Source organism: Paracoccaceae bacterium, from assembly GCA_019454225.1.
GTDB lineage: Bacteria > Pseudomonadota > Alphaproteobacteria > Rhodobacterales > Rhodobacteraceae.
This window is the reverse complement of sequence record CP075370.1, coordinates 2,736,947-2,755,557: the sequence shown is the minus strand read 5'-3', so window position 1 is coordinate 2,755,557 and position 18,611 is coordinate 2,736,947. Positions and strand designations below refer to the sequence as shown.

The following is an 18,611-nucleotide window of genomic DNA, read 5'->3' as shown; positions in this document are numbered from 1 at the left end:
GACCGACAGCAACTGCGGACCCTGTTTCCGCAAAGGAAGACGCCATGCCTGATGCGAGGCAAGCCCGGATCGACAGCATCGCCGCTGATGGCGCCTTTGACGTGATCGTCGTTGGCGGCGGGATCAACGGAATCGGCGTATTCTCGGATCTTGCGTTGCAGGGCCTGCGGGTGCTGCTGGTCGAGATGAACGACTTCTGTTCCGGCTGCTCCGCCGCGCCATCGCGGATGATCCACGGGGGCCTGCGCTATCTGGAGAACGGCGAGATCTCGCTGGTGCGCGAAAGTCTGGTCGAACGGGACCGGTTGCTGCGCAATGCCCCGCATTTCGTGCGCCCGCTGCCGACGACGATCCCTGTCGAGCGGCTCACATCCGGCATGGCCAACGCGGCGCGGGGGTTCCTGGGCTTCACGGGGCGGCCGCGCGCACGCGGCGCGCTGCCGGTGAAGCTTGGTCTGATGCTTTACGATGCCATCGCCGGGCGTGACCCGGTTCTGCCCCGCCACCGGTTTCGCGGCGGTGCGGCCACGAGGTCCGGCTGGCCTGCGCTGCGGCCCGGCATCCGGTTCTCGGCGACCTATCACGACGCCTGGATCTCGCACCCCGAACGGTTGGGCCTCGAACTGATCTGCGATGCGACCGCCGCAAATCCCCGGGCGATCGCGCTGAACTACGCCCGGCTTGCACCTGACGGAAAGGGGCTTGCCCTGACCGATCTCGAGACCGGACGCAGCCTGACGCTGCACGCGAAGCTTCTGGTCAATGCCACCGGTGCATGGATCGACGAAAGCGCCGCAGCATTGGGTGCCCGCCTGCCCGAACGTCTGGTGGCGGGCACCAAGGGGTCACACCTGATTCTCGACAACCCGTCGCTGGAACAGGCGTTGCAAGGGTACATGATCTATTTCGAGCATGCCGACGGGCGGATCTGCATCGTGTTCCCCTATCTCGGCCGCGTGCTGGCCGGGTCCACCGACATCCGGGTGACCGAGACGGGACGCACTGCCTGCACCACCGAGGAACGTGACTACATCCTCGGGGCCCTGAGCGCGCTGTTCCCGTCCATCCCGGTTCTGCCGTCCCAGATCGTCTACAGCTTTTCGGGCATTCGGCCGCTGCCGGTCAGCAATGCCGATTTCACGGGGCGCATTTCGCGCGGGCATTCCGTGCGCCGGTTGCCGGGCCAGATCCCGCAGATCGGCATGGTGGGGGGCAAATGGACCACCTACCGCGCTTTCGCGGAGGATGCGGTCGATCTGGTCCTGCGGGAACTCCGGCTGGTCAGGCAGGTGCAGACGGCGGACCGGCCGATTGGCGGCGGCGCCGGATTCCACCACGCCCTCGCCGACGATCTTGCCGCCCGCCATGGTCTTTCATCCGAAAGGGCGGCGCATCTGGTCAACCTCTACGGAGCGCGCGCGGACCATGTCGCGGCCTTCTGCGCGGCGCGCGACGACCGCCCGCTGCCCGGATCGGTGATGACCGAGGGAGAGATCGCCCGCTTTGTCCATGACGAACACGCCTTGCACCTGTCAGACGTCCTGCAACGGCGCAGCCCGCTGGCCATCCGGGGCGACCTGACGGCGGCGCTGATGGCGGCGGCGGCGCAGGCCATGGCCCGGGAATGCAACTGGTCCGATGAACGCAGGCGCGCCGAGGTGGCGCAATTCCTTTCCGATCTTGCAACCTATCACGGCGTCACGCTGACCATGTCCGAAGGAGACCTGCCATGAAGATCACCCCAAAGGTCCGGATGAACCGGATGTTCCGCCATGGCGGCTGTCTCGACGTGGCGGTCGATCACGGAGTGTGCAACGAACCGGGCTTTCTGGTGGGATTGGAAGATATGGGCCGCGTGGTCGACATGCTGGTCGCGGCGCAGCCCGATGCCATCCAGATGAGCTATGGTCAGGCCGACCTGCTGCAGGCGAGGCCCGAACGCGACAAGCCGGCACTGGTGATGCGCCTGGACATGGGAAACCCCTACAATGCCGCCCGCCACCGCGTCATGTGGGCCGAACTGCAGAATGCCGCCGAGCCGGTGCTGCCGGCGGTCGAGATGGATGCGGCCTGCGTGGTGGTCAACCTTTTCATGCTGCCGGACGAGCCGGACCTGTTCCGCCAGTGCGTCGCCAACATCGCGCGGGTCCGTGCGGACTGCACGCGCTATGGCATGCCCTTGATGATCGAGCCGCTCGTCATGTTGCCGAACGAGGTGCGCGGCGGCTATCAGGTGGATGGCGATGCCGAGAAGATCGTCACGCTGGTCCGGCTGGCGACCGAGATGGGGGCCGACATCATCAAGGCGGATCCGACCACCAACCCGGACGATTTCCACCGGGTGGTCGAGGCCGCCCGTGTCCCGGTGCTGGCGCGCGGCGGCGGCAAGGAAGACCTGCGGGTGGTTCTGGAAAAATCGGCGGCTCTGGTGGCGCAGGGCGCGCGTGGCCTGGTCTATGGCCGCAACATCTATCAGCACGCCAATCCGGGCGCCGTCGTGGCCGCCCTGATGGCGATCATCCACGACGGTGCGGACGGTCCGGCGGCATGGGAGATCTACCGCCGTGGCGCCTGACCTGATCCTTGGCATCGACATCGGCAACACCGTCGTCAAGGCCGTGCTGTTCGACCGGGCCGGACACCAGATCGCGCGGCATGGCATCGACGGCACCACGCTGAAACCTGCCGCCGGGATGGTGGAACGCCCGGTCGCCGAACTGTGGGCGAATGCGCGCACCGCAATCGCGGGCTGCCTGGAACAGGCCGGGGGCGCGGGCGGGCGCGTTGCCTGCATCGGGCTGGCCGGGCATGGCAACGGGCTGTATCTGCTGGACAGGCGCGGCCTGCCGATGCTGGGCATCCAGTCGCTCGACAGCCGGGGGGCCGCGCTGGCCGAGGCGCTCGACCGCAGGGCGGGGACGGCACTGCATGACATCTGCCTTCAGCGACCATGGCCCGCACAGACCCCGGTGCTTCTGGCATGGCTGAAACAGCATCGGCCCGACCTCTACGAACAGGCAGGAACGCTCTGCTTTGCCAAGGATGTTCTTGGATGGCACCTGACCGGGGAACGCCGGAGCGAAATCTCGGACATGTCGGGGGCGGGTCTGCTGCGCCTGCCCGAGGCGACCTATGACCCCGCGCTGATGGCGCTCTACGGGCTGGCGGATGCCATGCCCTTGCTGCCACCGCTAGCCCGTCCGACCAGCGTGACGGGCGCAGTGACGGAACATGCGGCGGCAGAGACAGGGCTCCGGCCGGGCACACCTGTTGTTGCGGGCTACTTCGACGTGGTGGCCTCGGCGCTGGGGTCGGGTGCGGTGGGTGACGGGGCCGCCTCGGTTGTCCTGGGAAGCTGGTCCATCAACCAGATCTTCGGTGCGGTCCCCCTGCGCGACCCGCGCGTCTTCATGGTCACCGCGTTCGGTCCGGGCCGCTTCGGCAGCATGGACAACAGCGCGACGTCTGCCGCCAATCTGGAATGGTATGTCCGGACACTGGTGGAGCGGGGCGCCCACCACGACGACCCCTTCGGACTTGTCAACGCCTGCGTCGGTGGCGTGACCCCGGCGGCGGATGACCCGATGTTCCATCCGTTCCTGTATGGCGGGCGGGGTGGCGCGCATCAGCGGGGCGGTTTCTTTGGCCTTGCCGGCTGGCACGGCGAGGGGCACATGCTGCGTGCGCTGTTCGAGGGGGTCGCCTTCGAACACCGCCGCCATGTCGAGGTGATGCTGGCGGCCGGTGCCGCGATCACCCAGGTGGCACTGTCGGGTGGAGGAACCCGCTCGCCGCACTGGCCGCAGATGATGGCGGATGTGCTGGGTCTGCCTGTCATGCTCGGCGCGGCCGAGGAGACGGGTGCGCTTGGCGCGGCCATTGCAGCGGCGGTCGGAACCGGGCTCTATGCCGATGAGGAGGCCGCCGTCGCCGCGATGACACGCCCAAAGGCATATCTGCGACCCGATCCCGCCGCCCGCGCCATGCATGACCGGCGCTTCGGTGTCTGGTCGCGTCTGGTCACGGCGATTGAACCGTTCTGGGCCGACCTGCAGGCGCTGGCGCGGCCATGACCGACGAAGGCAGCTATGACTACATAGTCGTCGGGGCCGGAACCGCGGGCTGCGTGCTGGCCAACCGACTGACGGCGGATGGCCGGGCCCGCGTCCTGCTGCTCGAGGCCGGGGGGTCAGACCGCTATCACTGGACCCGGATTCCCATCGGTTATCTCTACTGCATCGGCAACCCGCGCACGGACTGGATGATGCGGACGGTTGCGGAACCCGGCCTGAACGGGCGCAGCCTGGTCTATCCGCGCGGCAAGGTGCTGGGCGGCTGCACCTCGGTCAACGGCATGATCTACATGCGCGGGCAGGCGGCCGACTATGACCACTGGCGCCAGCTTGGCAACGCGGGCTGGGGCTGGGACGATGTGCTGCCCTATTTCCGCCGCTCCGAGGACCACTGGCGCGGCGCGACCGACCTGCACGGCGCTGGCGGCGAATGGCGGGTGGAACAGCAACGCCTGGACTGGGAGATCCTGCGCGCCGTTCAGGACGGCGCGCGAGAGTTCGGCATCCATCCGCGCGCCGATTTCAACGACGGGTCGAACGAGGGCTCGGGGTTCTTCGAGGTCAATCAGCGGCGCGGTGTCCGCTGGAGCACGGCGCGGGGCTTCCTGCGCCCTGCGATGCGGCGCGGCAACCTGCGCGTGGTGACAGGCGCATTGGTCCGCCGTCTGACCTGCGCGGGGCGGCGGGTGACGGGTGTCGAGTGGCTGGCCGACAACGCACCTTTCCATGCCGCGGCCGGGGCCGAGGTGATTCTCGCCGCAGGCGCGATCAACAGCCCGAAACTGCTGGAGCTTTCGGGGATAGGGCAGGCCGCGCGACTGGCATCGCTGGGCGTCGAACCGGTTCACGACCTGCCCGGGGTCGGCGAGAACCTGCAGGATCATCTGCAGATCCGCACGGTCTACAAGGTGCATGGGACGCGCACACTGAACGACATGGCGGGCAGCCTGTGGGGCAGGGCGCGGATCGCGCTGCGCTATGCGCTGACACAAAGCGGACCGATGGCGATGGCGCCCAGCCAGTTCGGGATGTTCACCCGCTCCGGCCCCGAACGGGAAACGCCCGACCTGGAATATCATGTCCAGCCCCTGTCGACCGACCGCCTGGGCGATCCGCTGCATCCGTTTCCGGCAATCACCGTGTCGGTGTGCAACCTGCGGCCGACCTCGACCGGGCATGTGCATGCAACGTCGGCGGACCCGGCGGTTCAGCCCGACATCCGCCTGAACTACCTGTCGACCGACGAGGATCGCCGCGTCGCGCTTGCCTCGATCCGGCAGGCACGCCGCATCATGGGCGCACAGGCCCTGCGGCGGTTCACACCCGAGGAATGGCTGCCGGGCCCCGGTTTCGACACGGACGAAGCGCTGATCGCCAAGGCAGGCGACATCGCCACCACGATCTTCCATCCGGTCGGCACGTGCCGCATGGGGACCGACCCGCAGGCCGTGGTCGACCCGCAACTCAGGCTGCGGGGCATGGACGGTCTGCGCATTGCCGACGCATCCGTCATGCCCCGTATCGTGTCGGGCAACACGGCCTCGCCCGTGATCATGATCGCCGAACGGGCAGCCGACCTGATCGCGGGGCGGGCCTGACGCGCCGGGTCCGGTGTCATCGGGGCGGCGGTCAGCGCACCGCGACGGTCATCGTGCCGATTCCGCCGATGCTTGCCCGCATCACGTCGCCGCCCTGAACGGGCGCCACACCCTCGGGCGTGCCGGTATAGATCAGGTCGCCGGGCATGAGGGTGTAGAAGGCCGATGCCATCTCGATCAGCGTCGCGACATCGCGCAACAGGGCAGAGGTCGAGGCTTTCTGCCGTGTCGCCCCGTTCACCGTCAGTTCCATTTCCAGCGCCGACGGGTCGGGGATTTCATCCGCCGTCACCATCCACGGCCCGAGCACGCTGTAGCAATCGCAGGACTTGCGCATGCTGCGCTCCTGCGTGCCCCGCACCGTCATGTCCAGCCCGATGGCATATCCCGCCACATGTGCCAGCGCCCCGGCCCGGCCCACGCGGTCGGCCCGGCTGCCGATGACGGCGACCAGTTCGATCTCATGGTCGTTGCGGGTCTCGGGAAAGCGGATGACCACAGGGGCCGACGGCCCGATGAGCGAACTGGTCGCCTTGAGGAACAGGCCGGCCTTGTCGATGGGCAGGATGTGCGTGCCGTGGTGAATTGCGGCATCGGCCAGCGCCTCGTCCTGATGCAGCCGGTAGTTCACCGGTGCCCCCACGATCTTGCGCGGCGAGGCAACGGGCGGCAGCAGATGCAGCGTCGCCAGGGGAATGCCGGGCTGGCGATCCGCCACGGCCTCCATCCGGGGGCGAAGTTCGGGCAGCGCGGCGACCAGCGGATCGTGATCGGGCAGGGGGTAGCGATGCAACGGCAGCGCCTCCAGCACCTCTGACACGTCATGCACGACGTTGCCGCGCACCACGCCAAGGCGGTTGTCATCGAACCGGCACATCCGCATCAGGCTGCTCCCACTGGCAGGGCATGGGCGGGCAGGATCCGACCCTCGCATGTTCCGAAGCCGATCCGCCGGCCGTCCGTTTCGCCCCACCCCGTCAGGGTGACCGTATCGCCGTCCTCCAGGAACCGGCGTACGCCGCCCCGTTCCAGCACCACGTCGTCGCGCCCGCCCCATGTCTGCTCCATCAGGCAGCCGAAATTCTCGCGTTCGGGGCCGGAGATCGTGCCTGACCCCAGCAGGTCGCCGGTATCCATACGGCACCCGCACAGCGCGTGATGGGCAAGCATCTGCGGGGCCGAGTAGTACAGGTGGCGCGTGTTGGTGCGCACGATCCGGCTGGCACCCGGCGCGCCCTCGGGCGTCAGATGTGCCTCGAGCGTCAGGTCGAGGAAATAGTCCTCCGGTTCATGCAGATAGGGAAGCAATGCCGTATCCCGATGCGGCGGGCCGCGGCGGAATGGTTCGAGCGCTGCGCGGGTGACGACCCAGGGGCTGATCGTGGTCGCAAAGGCCTTTGCCTGGAACGGACCCAGCGGCTGGCCTTCCCATCGCTGCACGTCGCGGGCCGACCAGTCGTTTAGCAGCACGAAGCCGAACAGGCGTTCCCAGGATTCGGCCACGGTCAGCGTCTGGCCCAGGTCGGTGGGCAGCGCCACGACCGCGCCGAACTCGACCTCAAGGTCAAGCCGGCGGGTCGGCCCGAGCACCGGCATCTCGGCCCCCTCGGGGCGGTACTGACCCAGCGGGCGCCGTACGGGCGTTCCCGACACGACGACGGTCGAGGCGCGGCCGTTGTAGGCGATGGGCATGTGCGGCCAGTTGGGTGTCAGGGCGTTCTGCGGGCCACGCAGCAGGGTGCCACCGTTCACCGCATGCTGGCGACCCGCATAGAAATCGGTGTAGCCGGATACGCAGAACGGAAGCTGCATCCGCGCTTCGGCCATCGGCACAAGTACCGCCGCGCATAGCGCAGCATTCCGGCGCAGGTCGTCCGCGCCACCCTCGGCCAGCAGATCGGTCAGCCGCGCCCGCATCGTCGCCCATGCTGCGGAACCCGCCGCCATGAACCGGTTGATCGCAGGCTGGTCGAAGCCGAGCTTTCCGGCCCCTTCGCCCAGAAGGCCCGCCGCCGACAGCGCCGCCAGGTCGACCACGCGGTCGCCGATCGCCACCCCGCAGCGCGCATCGCGGCCCGGCGCCGCAAAGACGCCGTAGGGCAGGTTCGCAAGCGGAAAATCGCAGGACGGATCGTTTGCCGTCTCGACCCATGACCGTCTCATGACAGACCCCCCCGTCGCCCGTGGAATCGTTGCGGCATCCCGTGGCCGCCGATCGAACCCCCGGACCTGCTACTGTATTCAGTCTTTCCAATGACGTCCGCAAATCAAGCGAATTTGGTTGACATCGGATCTTTTCGTATACACTTTTTGCATACACCGGCTGAGGACGGGTCATCGCGCATCGCCGCCAGAGCGTGCCGCCGACCTGCTGCGGAGAGTGGCCAGGTGTTTGGGAGGAGATACCAGAATGACTGCCACCATCAGGAGGCTGGCTGCGCCCTTGTGGCTGCCGGCAAGCATTGTCGCGCTTTGCGCACCGGCCGCCGCCCAGGATCTGGGCGAGCCGGTCCCCGACCTTCAGATCGCCTACTACTCGACCGACATGGGCCCGATGTACGAACAGTCGGCCCGCGTGATAAGCGAGGAATGGTCCAAGCTTGGACTGGGCTTCCGGATGCAGCCCGTCCAGTTCAGCAGCTTCATCTCCAACATCATGGTTGGCGGCGGGCTCGAGGACATGGCGGTGTTCACCGTCGGCGCCGACCCCGACCGGGTCGATCCGCATTACTGGCTGCATGACCTTGGTGCCTGCGGCGCACGCCGCAACGGTGCAAAATGGTGCGACGAGGCCTATACCGCCATGGTCAAGGGTCAGCGCGAGATCGTGGACCAGCCCGAGCGGATCGCGGCTGTGCATGCGGCCCAGCAGCATTTCTATGACGTGATGCCCTGGTGGCCCGCCACGAACACCGTCTACGGCATCCTGTGGAACAGCAAGAAATGGGAGAACGTCACCAGCCCGGCACCGGTTGCGGCGCACGAAGGCCTGGTCGACCCCTGGCTTTCCGCCCGCCCGCTGACCGACGACCGCATCCTTGACTGGGCGCATTACGAGGATGTCACCACCTACAACCCGATGGCCGAAGAGGGCGCGGTGGGCTGGATGCGGTTCATCTATGACACCTTCGCCAAGAACAACGCGCAGGGCCAGACCGTTCCCTGGGCCGCGACCTCGTGGGAATTCACCGATCCGACGACGGTAAGGATCACGCTGCGCGAGGGCATGCGCTTCCACGACGGCGAGGCGGTGACGGCCGATGACGCGGTGTTCACCATCAACAAGGTCGTGGAACTGCAGCCCCCGGCAATGTCGTCGCGCATCGCCAATCTGGCAGGTGCCGAGAAGATCGACGATCTGACCTTCAACGTGAAGCTGAAGGCGCCCGACGCGACCTTTGTCACGACCGTCCTGACCTATGCCTTCATCCTGCCGGAACATGTCTGGTCGGGCTATGCGGGTGACATGGTGGCGCGCGACGTGGTGGCGGATGGCGCGGCGATCGGCAGCGGGCCGTTCAAGTTCAAGTCGTGGCGCGTGAACGAGACGCACGAGCTGGAGACCTTCGCAGACCACTTCCAGGCCCCGGCCTATGACGGCCTGCGCCGCCTGGCCCTGGGGCAGGCCGATGCGATCCGCTCGGCCATGCTGGCGGGAACCGGAGATGTCGCCAGCATGGTGCTGCCCGTCGCCGCGATGAGCGACCTTGCCGCGCAGAACGATTTCCTCGACTTTCTGGAAATCCCCTCGCACGGCACGATGCTGGTCTGGCTGAACAACCAGAAGGAACCGTTCACCGACCCCGCTTTCCGCAAGGCGCTGCGCATGGCGACCTCCAAGGAACGTGCGGCGATCGAGGGCTGGCTGGGGTTTGCGGTGCCTGCGGGCGAGGGGCCGGTGCCCACGCAGCTGGGCATGTGGCACAATGCCGACCTGCCCACGATCCCCTTCGACGTCGAGGCGGCGCGCAAGGTTCTGGCCGATGCGGGCTATGGCTGGGATGCGCAGGGCCGCCTGCACTATCCCAAGAAGTAACTCCCCACCTTGGGCCCGCCCGCGCAGGGCGCGCGGGCGGGCCTTCTTTCCTCTTGCACCTTGCCGCACTCTGCCCGGGCGCCCGCTTGGCGCCCGAAAAATCCTGCCGCACCAGACCGGGTGATTCATGCGTGCCTACATCCTCCGCCGCCTGGCCCAGAGCGTGCTGGTCGTCTGGGCCGTCACCACGATCATGTTCTTCATGTTCCGCGTGATGCCGGCGGACCCGACCGCAATCCTGATGGAGCGTGGCATGACCGAGGAAGCCCGGCAGGCCCTGCTGGAACGCTGGGGCCTGACCGGAACGCTGTGGGACCAGTATGTCGCCTACCTCGGCAACCTGCTGCAGGGCGACTTCGGGTCGTCCTTCTTCTATCGCAAGCCGGTGTGGGAGGTGCTGTTCCCGCTGATCATCAACACGCTGTGGATTGCCGTTCCGGGGCTCCTGCTGGGCGCGGCTCTGGGGGCGGCCATCGGCACGGCCGTGGGCTGGGCCCGGCGCGGCGGACGGGTGGAACGATCGGGCATCTTCCTGGCCACGGTGATCCGGGGCGTGCCGAACTTCGTGATCGGGATCGCGCTGCTGACCGTGTTTTCCAGCACGCTGGGGTGGTTTCCGGGCTTCGGCATGGGCGATCCGGGCCAGACGACAGGGTTTGCACGCTATTTCACGCTGGATTTCCTGCATCATCTGGCGCTGCCGCTGCTGGCGGTCATCATCTACTTCCTGCCCGAGAACCTGCTGTTGATGCGCTCGGGCGTGGTGGAGAACCGGACCGAGGACTACATCGAGCTTGTCCGCGCGAAGGGCGTGCCACAATGGCGCGTGGCCTGGCATGCGGCGCGCAACTCGATGCTGCCGCTGATCACCTGGCTGTTCCCCGCACTGGCCGAGACCATCGCCGGGATCGTGGTGATCGAGATCGTCTTCAGCTGGCCCGGAGTCGGGCGGGAACTGGTGCTGGCCGTGACCCGGCAGGACTATCCGCTGGCGCAGGCCGCGTTCTTCCTGCTGGCGGTCATGATCGTGCTGGCCAACCTGGCCGCCGACCTGGCCTATGGCAAGCTTGATCCGCGGGTGGTGTACAAATGACCGATGCTCCCGATCCGCAGGTCATCCACGGCCGCAGCGCCCTTGGTGCCGCGCGGGAATCGTTCCGCAACCTGATGCAGGACAAGTTTGCCCTGGTGGGCATGGCGGTGCTGCTGGTGTTCGTGGTGATCGCCATTGCCGCGCCCTGGATTGCACCCTACGAGCCGTTCAAGGCGATGATGACCGAAAGCGGCCGGCTGAACCGGCTGTCTCCGCCCACCTCGGCGCATCTGCTCGGCACGACGGCTTTCGGAAACGATGTGTTCAGCCAGTTCCTGTACGGGTTCCGGGTGGCGCTGCTGGTCGGAATGGTCGCCGCCGTGGCCGTGGGGTTCATCTCGACGGTGGTGGGCGTCGTGTCCGGCTACTTCGGCGGCTATGTCGATGATGCGCTTATGCGACTGACCGACGTTGCGCTGTCGATTCCGACCTTGCCCTTCTCGATCGTCGCCGTGGCGCTTCTGGGCCCGAGCATCGAGAACATCATCCTGGTCATCACCATCCTGTTCTGGCGCAACGGCGCGCGGATCATCCGGTCGGCGGTGCTGACCGAACGGGAAAGGGTCTATGTGAAATGGGCGCGCGCGGCCGGCGCGTCGCATCTGCACATCATCATGCGGCACATCCTGCCCAATATCGTCCGGGTCGTCCTGCTGTGGGTCACGATGTCGGTCGCCTTCGCGGTGCTGACCGAGGCCAGCCTGTCCTTCCTCGGGCTGGGCGATCCGACGGTGATCAGCTGGGGTCAGATGTTGAACACCGCGTTCGGCAGCGGCAACCTGCGGACCGCCTGGTGGTGGGTCGTCCCGCCGTCGCTGGCCCTCGTGATGCTGGTATCCTCGCTCTACCTGATCGGGCGGGCCTATGAGGAACAGACCAACCCGCGCCTGAGGAGGCCGTGATGGCACCCGCTGTTCCCGCTCCGACGGTATCGGCAGTTGCAGGCGATCTTGCCCGGCTGAACGAGCGCCTGGCGGCCAAGCCCGCCGCTCGGTTGCAGGTTCGGGGCATGTCGGTGACCTATGCGACGTCGCGCGGCCCGTTCCGTGCGGTGGACGACGTCAGTTTTGACGTTCAACCCGGCACGAACCTCGGACTTGTGGGCGAAAGCGGCTGCGGGAAAAGCACGGTGGTCAAGGCGCTGATGGGGCTGCAGCCTGACACCGCCACCGTCGGCGGACAGGCGTTGCTGGATGGTCAGGACATCCTGCGCCTGTCGGACAGGGCGCTTGAGGACATCCGCTGGACCCGCATCGCGCTGATCACCCAAAGCGCCATGAACTCGCTGGACCCGGTCTATTGCATCGGTGACCAGATCATCGAGGCGATCCGCGCGCATGAACCGGTCGGACGGGCGGTGGCCTGGGCGCGGGCAGAAGAGATGTTTGCCCTTGTCGGGCTGCCCGCGTCCCGCCTGCGCGAATTTCCGCATCAGTTTTCCGGCGGGATGCGCCAGCGGGCAGTGATTGCGATGGCGCTGGCACTGAACGCCGGGATGCTTCTGGCGGATGAACCGACCACGGCGCTCGACCCGATCATGCAGGCGCAGATCATGTCGCGCATCCGGGGCATTCATGAACACATGCGCCGGTCGATGATTCTGGTGACGCATGACATCGCGGTCGTGGCCGAGATGTGTGAAACGACCGTGGTGATGTATGCGGGCAAGGTGGCCGAGACCGGCCCCACCGCCGATGTGCTGGAACGGCCGCTGCATCCCTACACCATGGGCCTGCAGAACGCCTTTCCGCGCCTGCCGGTGCGCGGTCAGCCGCGGCAGCCGCTTGTCTCGATCCCGGGAACGGTTCCCAACCTGCTGACACCGCCGCCGGGGTGCCGCTTTGCCGGGCGCTGCCCCTTCGCCACGGGTCGCTGCCATGCCGAGGCACCGGTCCCCGTCACCCTGGGCGGGCAGACGGCGGCCTGCCACCACGTCGACCAGGCGCACGCCTTCCGCGCGGCGGCCCGCCGCCCCGAAACCTGGCGCAACATGAAGGCCGGCACATGACCGCCCCCCCATCTCCGCTCTCCCCGGTGGTCGTCGATGCGCGCGACCTGAAGACCCATTTTCAGGGCAGGACCGGCATCTTCAGCGCGCTGGCGGGTGTCAGGCCGGCGGTCGCGCGGGCGCTGGACGGGGTCGATCTGTCGATCCGGGAGCGCGAGATCGTGGGCCTCGTGGGCGAATCCGGATGCGGCAAGTCCACGCTGGGCATGTCGCTGGTGCGGATGCACCAGCCGACCGGCGGCGGGATCACCTTTCGCGGCGAGGATGTGACCCATGTCGAGGGCCGCAGGCTCAAGGCCTATCGCCGTCAGGCACAGATCATCTTCCAGGATCCCTACAGTTCGCTGAACCCGCGCCTGACGGTCGGCCAGATCATCGAGGAGCCGCTGATCATCCACCGTATCGGCGACGCGGCTGACCGGCGGCGTCGGGTTGCGCGGGCGCTCGATCTCGTGCGGATGCCAGCAGCCGAGAACATTGACCGCTTCCCCAGCGACCTTTCCGGCGGCCAGCGGCAGCGCGTGGCCATTGCGCGTGCGCTCGTGCTGGAGCCGCGCTTCATCGTGGCGGACGAGCCTGTGTCGATGCTGGATGTGTCGATCCAGGCCAGTGTGCTGGAACTGCTGGACGAACTGTCGCGCGACCTTGGCCTGGCGGTCCTCTACATTTCGCATGACATCGCGACTGTGGGCTATATCTGCCGCCATGTCGCGGTGATGTATCTCGGGCGCATCGTCGAGGAGGGCCCGGCGGAAGACGTGCTCGCTGCGCCGCTGCATCCCTATACGCAGCGGCTGATGGCCGCGATCCCCCGGATGAATCCCGCCGAGGCGCCCGACCGCGTGGAACTTCGTGGCGATGTGCCCTCGCCGATGAACATTCCGCCCGGCTGCCGATTTTCCTCGCGATGCCCGCATGCGACCGACCTCTGCCGCGCGGTCGAGCCGCAACTCGGGTTGATGCCGGGGGGGCGCCGCGTGCGGTGCCATATCCACGACATGACCCTGACGGGTCAGTTTCCCGGCCTTGCGCGTCCCGCGGCAGATCGCGTGACAGAGGACGGCGATACCGGAATTCTGGCCCGACCACTGGGATGACCGCAGACATGACCGACCTGCAGCACGACTGGAAACACATCGCGTTTTCCGCGACCCGATCCTATACCGAAACCTATGGCTTTACCGGCTCGCAGGGGCTGACGCACCTGGAGGGCATTCTGATCCGCCCCAAGGGCCGTCCCTCGCGGACGCTGCTGATCTTCATGCATCCGGCATCGACGCTGCAACTGCTGCCGCTGCCGCGCGCACTGGCGGAGCGGGGCTTTCATGTGCTGTGCGCGGGCAGCCGCTATCAGCGGAACGACACCGCGCTGATCATGGAAAACGTCCTGCTGGACCTTGGCGCCTACATCCGGGCTGCCCGCCAGGACTGGGGCTACGACAGGGTGGTGCTCTGCGGCTGGAGCGGCGGCGGATCGCTGACCATGCTGTACCAGTCGCAGGCCGAACGGCCGACGATCACCCAGACACCAGCCGGCGATCCGGTTGATGTGGCCGGGGCGGGCCTGATCCCGGCGGATGCGGTGCTGAGCCTTGCCGCCCACTCCTCGCGCGCGCATCTGCTCGCGGAATGGCTCGACCCCTCGGTGCGGTCCGAGGACGATCCCGATGACCGCGACCCGGAGCTCGATCTCTATCATCCGGGGTATGAAAACCGGACGACTCCGTATGGACCGGACTTCCTTGCGCGGTTCCGGGCGGCGCAATCCGCCCGGATGGAGCGGATCACGGCACGGGTGCTCGAACGGCTGGCCGACCTGCGCAGCCGCCGCGGCAAGGAATTGGAACGTTCGTTCATTACCCATCGCACGATGGCGGATCCCCGGTTCCTCGATCCCTCGATCGACCCCAACGGGCGCCGACCAGGCTGGTGCTTTCTCGGGCACCCGGAAACCGTGAACAACGGCCCCGCCGGGCTCGCGCGGTTCTCGACCCTGCGCAGCTGGCTTTCCCAGTGGTCGCCCGCCCACAGCCGCGCGAACTCGCTGGTGACGGGCCGGGATGTGACGGTGCCGTTCCTGGCGGTGGAATGCGGAGCCGACGACGCCGCCCCGCAGCCGCACACATCCGCGATCTTTGCTGCCGTGGCATCCCAGGACCGCCACATGACGGTGATCGAGGGCGCCAATCATTACTTCGTCAATCAACCCGAAAAGCTTGCAGAGGCGACTGGCGTCGTTACGGATTGGCTGCATGCGCGTGGGTTCGCGTAGGGCGGGGCAGGAAGTGGACCGGACATGGCCGACGATATCTACGACAAGATTCGGGCCCTGATCGCCGCAGGGGTCTATATCGGGGGTGACGTGCTGCCCGAGGGTGAACTTGGTGCCCGCCTGGGTGTCAGCCGCACCCCGATCCGCGAAGCGCTGCGCCGACTTCAGGCCGAGGGCGTGATCCGGCGCGAGGCCTATCGCCGCGCCGTGCTTGTCGATCTCGATCCCGCTGAGGTGATCCACATCTTCACCGCCCGGTCTGCCCTTGAACCCGTGGCGGTCGGCATGGCGATGGCGCGGGCCGAGAAACCGTTCGTCGACAACCTGCGCGCGCTGCACGCCGACATGGAATCGGCGCTGCATGACGCCGGGCCCGACCGGCGGCTCTATCGCGAACTGAACGCGAGGTTCCATCGCGTCATCTGGGCGCAGGGCGGAAACGCCCTGTTCGCCGAACTGGTCAACCTGGTGGCACGCAAGCCCGTCGTCAGCCCGACCTTCAGCAACTGGACGCTGCACGAACTGGCGCGCAGCAATGCGCAGCACGGTGACCTCGTGGATGCCTTTGCCGCGCGGGACACGGATTGGGCCGAGGCCACGATGCGCGCGCATCTTCTGTCGGCACGCGCGGTCTATCGCCGGATCAGCGCCCTGCAGCCCGCGCCCGCCGGTCAGGACGACTGGACCTTCCCGGACCCGGAAGAGGCCCGGGCGGACGCAGGGGGGCTGTCGGCGGGATGCTGACCCTGCCAGGGCGCATGTGGGCGGCGATCTGCCGCGCGCCTGGATCGCGCCCCGCATGTGCGGCGCGGACTGATCCGCATTGCGGGCCTTGGCTGTTCTGCCATAGATAACGGCATGGATCGTAGACTGGCGCAGTTCCTTTCCCGCCTGCTGGCCGTGATCTGCACGGTGGCGGTTGTCGCCGTGTCTATGGCGCACCGCCCTCTCTCCGCGACGGCGGTTGCACCGGATCCGCAACTTCTGGCGTTCCTCGCCGCCGGTGGATCCGTCGACGATCTGTGCCATGCGGACCATTCGGGCACGCCCGGCCATGCGACGGGTGATTGTCCGGCCTGCACGCTTTCCAAGTCGTTCGCCGCGCCGCCTGCGGCGCCGGGTCTGCCGGCGCTGATCCGCAGCGCGCGGACCGTTCAGGCGCCCGTTGCGAGCCTGTGCGCCGCGGGCGCGATCATCGGGCTGCCCCCAGCGCGCGGCCCTCCCGTGCTGCAGATCTGACGGCAACCGGGGCAACTGCGCCGCAGTCTGCCCCTGACAGCACCCCCCAAGGGCGCCTGTGGCCGGCTGCGTTCGGTGCGGCCGATCTGGCGCTGGCGTCCGCAGGGGAAGCAAGACAACGACATCACAGGAAAACGAACATGAAAACAGTCATCTGCACGATGGCCGCCCTGGTGCTGGGTGCACCGGCCGCCCTGGCCCACGCCACCTTCGAGAATGCCGAGGCGGCACAGAACTCGACCCAGCGGATCGTCGCCCGCATCCCGCATGGCTGCGAGGGCGAGGCCACGTTGCGCGTGCGCATCCAGGTCCCCGAGGGTGTGATCTCGGTAAAGCCGATGCCCAAGGCAGGCTGGACGTTGAGCACGGTCAGCGGCGCCTACGCGCGATCCTACACGCTTTACGGCAGCGAAGTCGCCGAAGGCGTCAAGGAAATCGTCTGGGAGGGCGAACTGTCCGACGAACACTACGACGAGTTCATCTTCCGCGGCCGGTTCACCGATGCCCTCCCGGCGGGCGAGACGCTGTATATCCCGATCGTGCAGGAATGCGCGACCAAGGCCGAACGCTGGATCGAGATACCGGCGGCTGGTCAGGATGGCCATGACCTGCCGAGCCCTGCACCGGGCATCCGGATCGTCCCCGCCAGCAACTGAGGCGTCCCGCCCGCGGCCCCGGCATGGGGCCGGGGGCCCCCGCAAAGGCTGAACGCCGATGTTGTTTGCTCGCATTTTCCTGGCTGTGGTGGCGCTCATCCTCGCGCCATGCGCGGCGCTTGCCCATGCCCAGTTGCGCGGCGCCGAGCCACCGTCGCGCGCAATTCTCGACATCGCCCCCCCAGAGGTGGTGCTGACGTTCAACGAACCGGTCGGACCGCTGGCGGCGCTTTGGACGATGCCCGACGGGACGACCGCCGAAACCGCCGCGCGCGCAGTCGGAAACCGTCTGATCGTGACCGTGCCCGGGGATGCAGCGCGGGGCACGCATGTGCTGAGCTGGCGTGTTGTCTCGGCCGACGGGCATCCGCTGGCCGGCACACATGTCTTCTCGATCGGAGCGGAAACCGCCGTGATCGAGGCAGCCGCCGCTCAGGCGGCCGCGCAGCTTGCTGCGGCCGCGCGGGCGGCGCTGACGCTGTCACTGGCCTTCGGTGTCGGTGGGCTGGCGGCGGCGGCACTGTTCCGTTCGTCTGTGCCGAGGGCGGTCCGCGTGGGTGCCTGGGGCGTGGGCCCCGCTGCACTGGTGTTGCTGGCCGGGCAGGCGGCCGATCTGGCCGGGGGCATTGCGACGCTGGGCACGCCCGGGGCGTGGCGTTTGCTCATCCACTCGCCGTTCCTGACGGCGGCGGTCCTGGCGGGCGGGGCCCTTGCGATGGCGATGGCGGGGTCGCGCGGCATGGCGGTTGCGGCGCTGTGTTCCGCCGGCCTGTCCTTCGCGGTGGCGGGCCATGCCGGCACGGCTGCGCCGTGGTCGGCCGCTGTTGTGGCGTTGCATGCGGCGATGGCGCTGTTCTGGTCCGGCACGCTCTGCCTGTTGGTCACGCCGGGCGGGCGGATGGCCGCACTTGCACCCTTTGGCCGCGTCGCCCCGCCCCTGGTTGTGATACTGGTTGCGTCGGGTGCCGCGTTGTCTTGGGTGCAGCTGGAACCCGGGCTCCGCGGGGCGGGCGTGCTGCTGGCCACGGCCTATGGCCAGGTGCTTTCGGCAAAGCTGGGCCTTGCCGCAATGATCCTCGGGTTGGCCGCCCTGAACCGCTGGCGCCTTGCCCCTTCCGCGTCGCAGGGTCAGGCGGGGGCGTTCTGCTGGTCGCTGAGGACCGAGATCGCCCTGATGGCGATGCTGCTGGCGCTGACCGGCGCGTTCCGCCTGACCCCGCCGCCCCGCGCCATGGCCGAACCTGTGGTGGTTGCCCATGTCCACGGACGGCTTTCAGGGGGGGACCTGCAGATCCTGCCCGGTCAGCCGGGTGTCAACCGCATCCAGATCGCGCCGCATGATCCTGATTTCCATCCGGTTCATCCCAAGGCGGTGGATCTTGTCTTCACCCATCCCGGCACCGGACTCGGCCCGGTCGAGGTCTCCGGGCGCTCGGTCGGCGATGGGCTGTGGCAGGCCGATGCCATCCTGCCGGCCGCGGGCGAATGGGATGTCGTGGTGCGCATCCTGATCGACGACTTCACGCTGGAACGGCTGGGCACCACGATTGTCCTGGGCGTGGCCGAGTGACTCGCGAACAGTCCGACCGGCGAGGGCAGGGTGTGCCGCTCCGACACCCTCGCCGCGGGGGGCCTC

General features: G+C 67.8%; 16 protein-coding genes. 14 read left to right on the top strand and 2 right to left on the bottom strand.

Translation table 11 applies throughout. The annotated features are described in order from the left end of the window. The first annotated feature begins 44 nt into the window (after positions 1-44). The 4 genes from KF887_13050 to KF887_13035 are packed head-to-tail and all read left to right on the top strand — an operon-like array spanning position 45 to position 5,671. Positions 45-1,733: a glycerol-3-phosphate dehydrogenase/oxidase gene (locus tag KF887_13050; GenBank protein QYK40347.1), complete on the top strand. Its 1,689-nt coding sequence runs from the start codon at positions 45-47 to the stop codon at positions 1,731-1,733. Next, complete coding sequence (locus KF887_13045; protein QYK40346.1) at positions 1,730-2,575, top strand: aldolase; 846 nt, start codon at positions 1,730-1,732, stop codon at positions 2,573-2,575. The genes KF887_13050 and KF887_13045 overlap by 4 nt, the downstream gene beginning before the upstream one ends. Further along, the gene (locus KF887_13040) at positions 2,565-4,073 is read left to right on the top strand and encodes a carbohydrate kinase (protein ID QYK40345.1); all 1,509 of its coding nucleotides are present in this window, start codon (positions 2,565-2,567) and stop codon (positions 4,071-4,073) included. The genes KF887_13045 and KF887_13040 overlap by 11 nt, the downstream gene beginning before the upstream one ends. Further along, positions 4,070-5,671, top strand: a complete 1,602-nt coding sequence (locus KF887_13035; protein QYK40344.1) for a GMC family oxidoreductase N-terminal domain-containing protein — start codon at positions 4,070-4,072, stop codon at positions 5,669-5,671. Before KF887_13040 ends, KF887_13035 begins: the two co-directional genes overlap by 4 nt. A 31-nt stretch (positions 5,672-5,702) precedes the next feature. On the opposite strand, the gene KF887_13030 is transcribed toward KF887_13035, so the two are convergent. Together KF887_13030 and fahA are read right to left on the bottom strand one after the other, a co-directional pair. Then, complete coding sequence (locus KF887_13030) at positions 5,703-6,554, bottom strand: fumarylacetoacetate hydrolase family protein (GenBank protein ID QYK40343.1); 852 nt, start codon at positions 6,552-6,554, stop codon at positions 5,703-5,705. Continuing rightward, complete coding sequence (fahA, locus tag KF887_13025; protein QYK40342.1) at positions 6,554-7,834, bottom strand: fumarylacetoacetase; 1,281 nt, start codon at positions 7,832-7,834, stop codon at positions 6,554-6,556. Before fahA ends, KF887_13030 begins: the two co-directional genes overlap by 1 nt. Before the next feature lie 247 nt (positions 7,835-8,081). Between fahA and KF887_13020 the strand changes: the two genes are divergently transcribed. The 10 genes from KF887_13020 to KF887_12975 all read left to right on the top strand — a co-directional run bounded on the left by KF887_13020 (position 8,082) and on the right by KF887_12975 (position 18,545). Beyond that, entirely contained in the window at positions 8,082-9,707 is a 1,626-nt protein-coding gene (locus tag KF887_13020; GenBank protein ID QYK40341.1) for a hypothetical protein, read from the top strand. A 127-nt stretch (positions 9,708-9,834) separates the two neighbouring features. Then, positions 9,835-10,800 carry an ABC transporter permease gene (locus KF887_13015; GenBank protein QYK40340.1) on the top strand — a complete coding sequence of 322 codons (966 nt, stop codon included), beginning with the start codon at positions 9,835-9,837 and terminating at the stop codon, positions 10,798-10,800. Further along, the gene (locus tag KF887_13010) at positions 10,797-11,702 is read left to right on the top strand and encodes an ABC transporter permease (GenBank protein QYK40339.1); all 906 of its coding nucleotides are present in this window, start codon (positions 10,797-10,799) and stop codon (positions 11,700-11,702) included. Before KF887_13015 ends, KF887_13010 begins: the two co-directional genes overlap by 4 nt. Next, positions 11,702-12,808, top strand: coding sequence for an ABC transporter ATP-binding protein (locus KF887_13005; protein ID QYK40338.1), 1,107 nt, complete (start codon positions 11,702-11,704; stop codon positions 12,806-12,808). The genes KF887_13010 and KF887_13005 overlap by 1 nt, the downstream gene beginning before the upstream one ends. After that, positions 12,805-13,905 carry an ATP-binding cassette domain-containing protein gene (locus KF887_13000; GenBank protein QYK40337.1) on the top strand — a complete coding sequence of 367 codons (1,101 nt, stop codon included), beginning with the start codon at positions 12,805-12,807 and terminating at the stop codon, positions 13,903-13,905. Before KF887_13005 ends, KF887_13000 begins: the two co-directional genes overlap by 4 nt. 8 nt (positions 13,906-13,913) lie before the next feature. Beyond that, the gene (locus tag KF887_12995; GenBank protein QYK40336.1) at positions 13,914-15,080 is read left to right on the top strand and encodes an alpha/beta fold hydrolase; all 1,167 of its coding nucleotides are present in this window, start codon (positions 13,914-13,916) and stop codon (positions 15,078-15,080) included. A 24-nt stretch (positions 15,081-15,104) separates the two neighbouring features. After that, complete coding sequence (locus KF887_12990; protein QYK40335.1) at positions 15,105-15,824, top strand: GntR family transcriptional regulator; 720 nt, start codon at positions 15,105-15,107, stop codon at positions 15,822-15,824. A 57-nt stretch (positions 15,825-15,881) separates the two neighbouring features. Continuing rightward, positions 15,882-16,319, top strand: coding sequence for a hypothetical protein (locus KF887_12985; GenBank protein ID QYK40334.1), 438 nt, complete (start codon positions 15,882-15,884; stop codon positions 16,317-16,319). A gap of 140 nt (positions 16,320-16,459) precedes the next feature. After that, positions 16,460-16,975, top strand: a complete 516-nt coding sequence (locus KF887_12980; GenBank protein QYK40333.1) for a DUF1775 domain-containing protein — start codon at positions 16,460-16,462, stop codon at positions 16,973-16,975. A gap of 61 nt (positions 16,976-17,036) precedes the next feature. Further along, a complete protein-coding gene (locus tag KF887_12975; protein QYK40332.1) occupies positions 17,037-18,545 on the top strand; it encodes a copper resistance protein CopC in 1,509 nt (502 codons plus the stop codon). Positions 18,546-18,611: the final 66 nt, after the last annotated feature.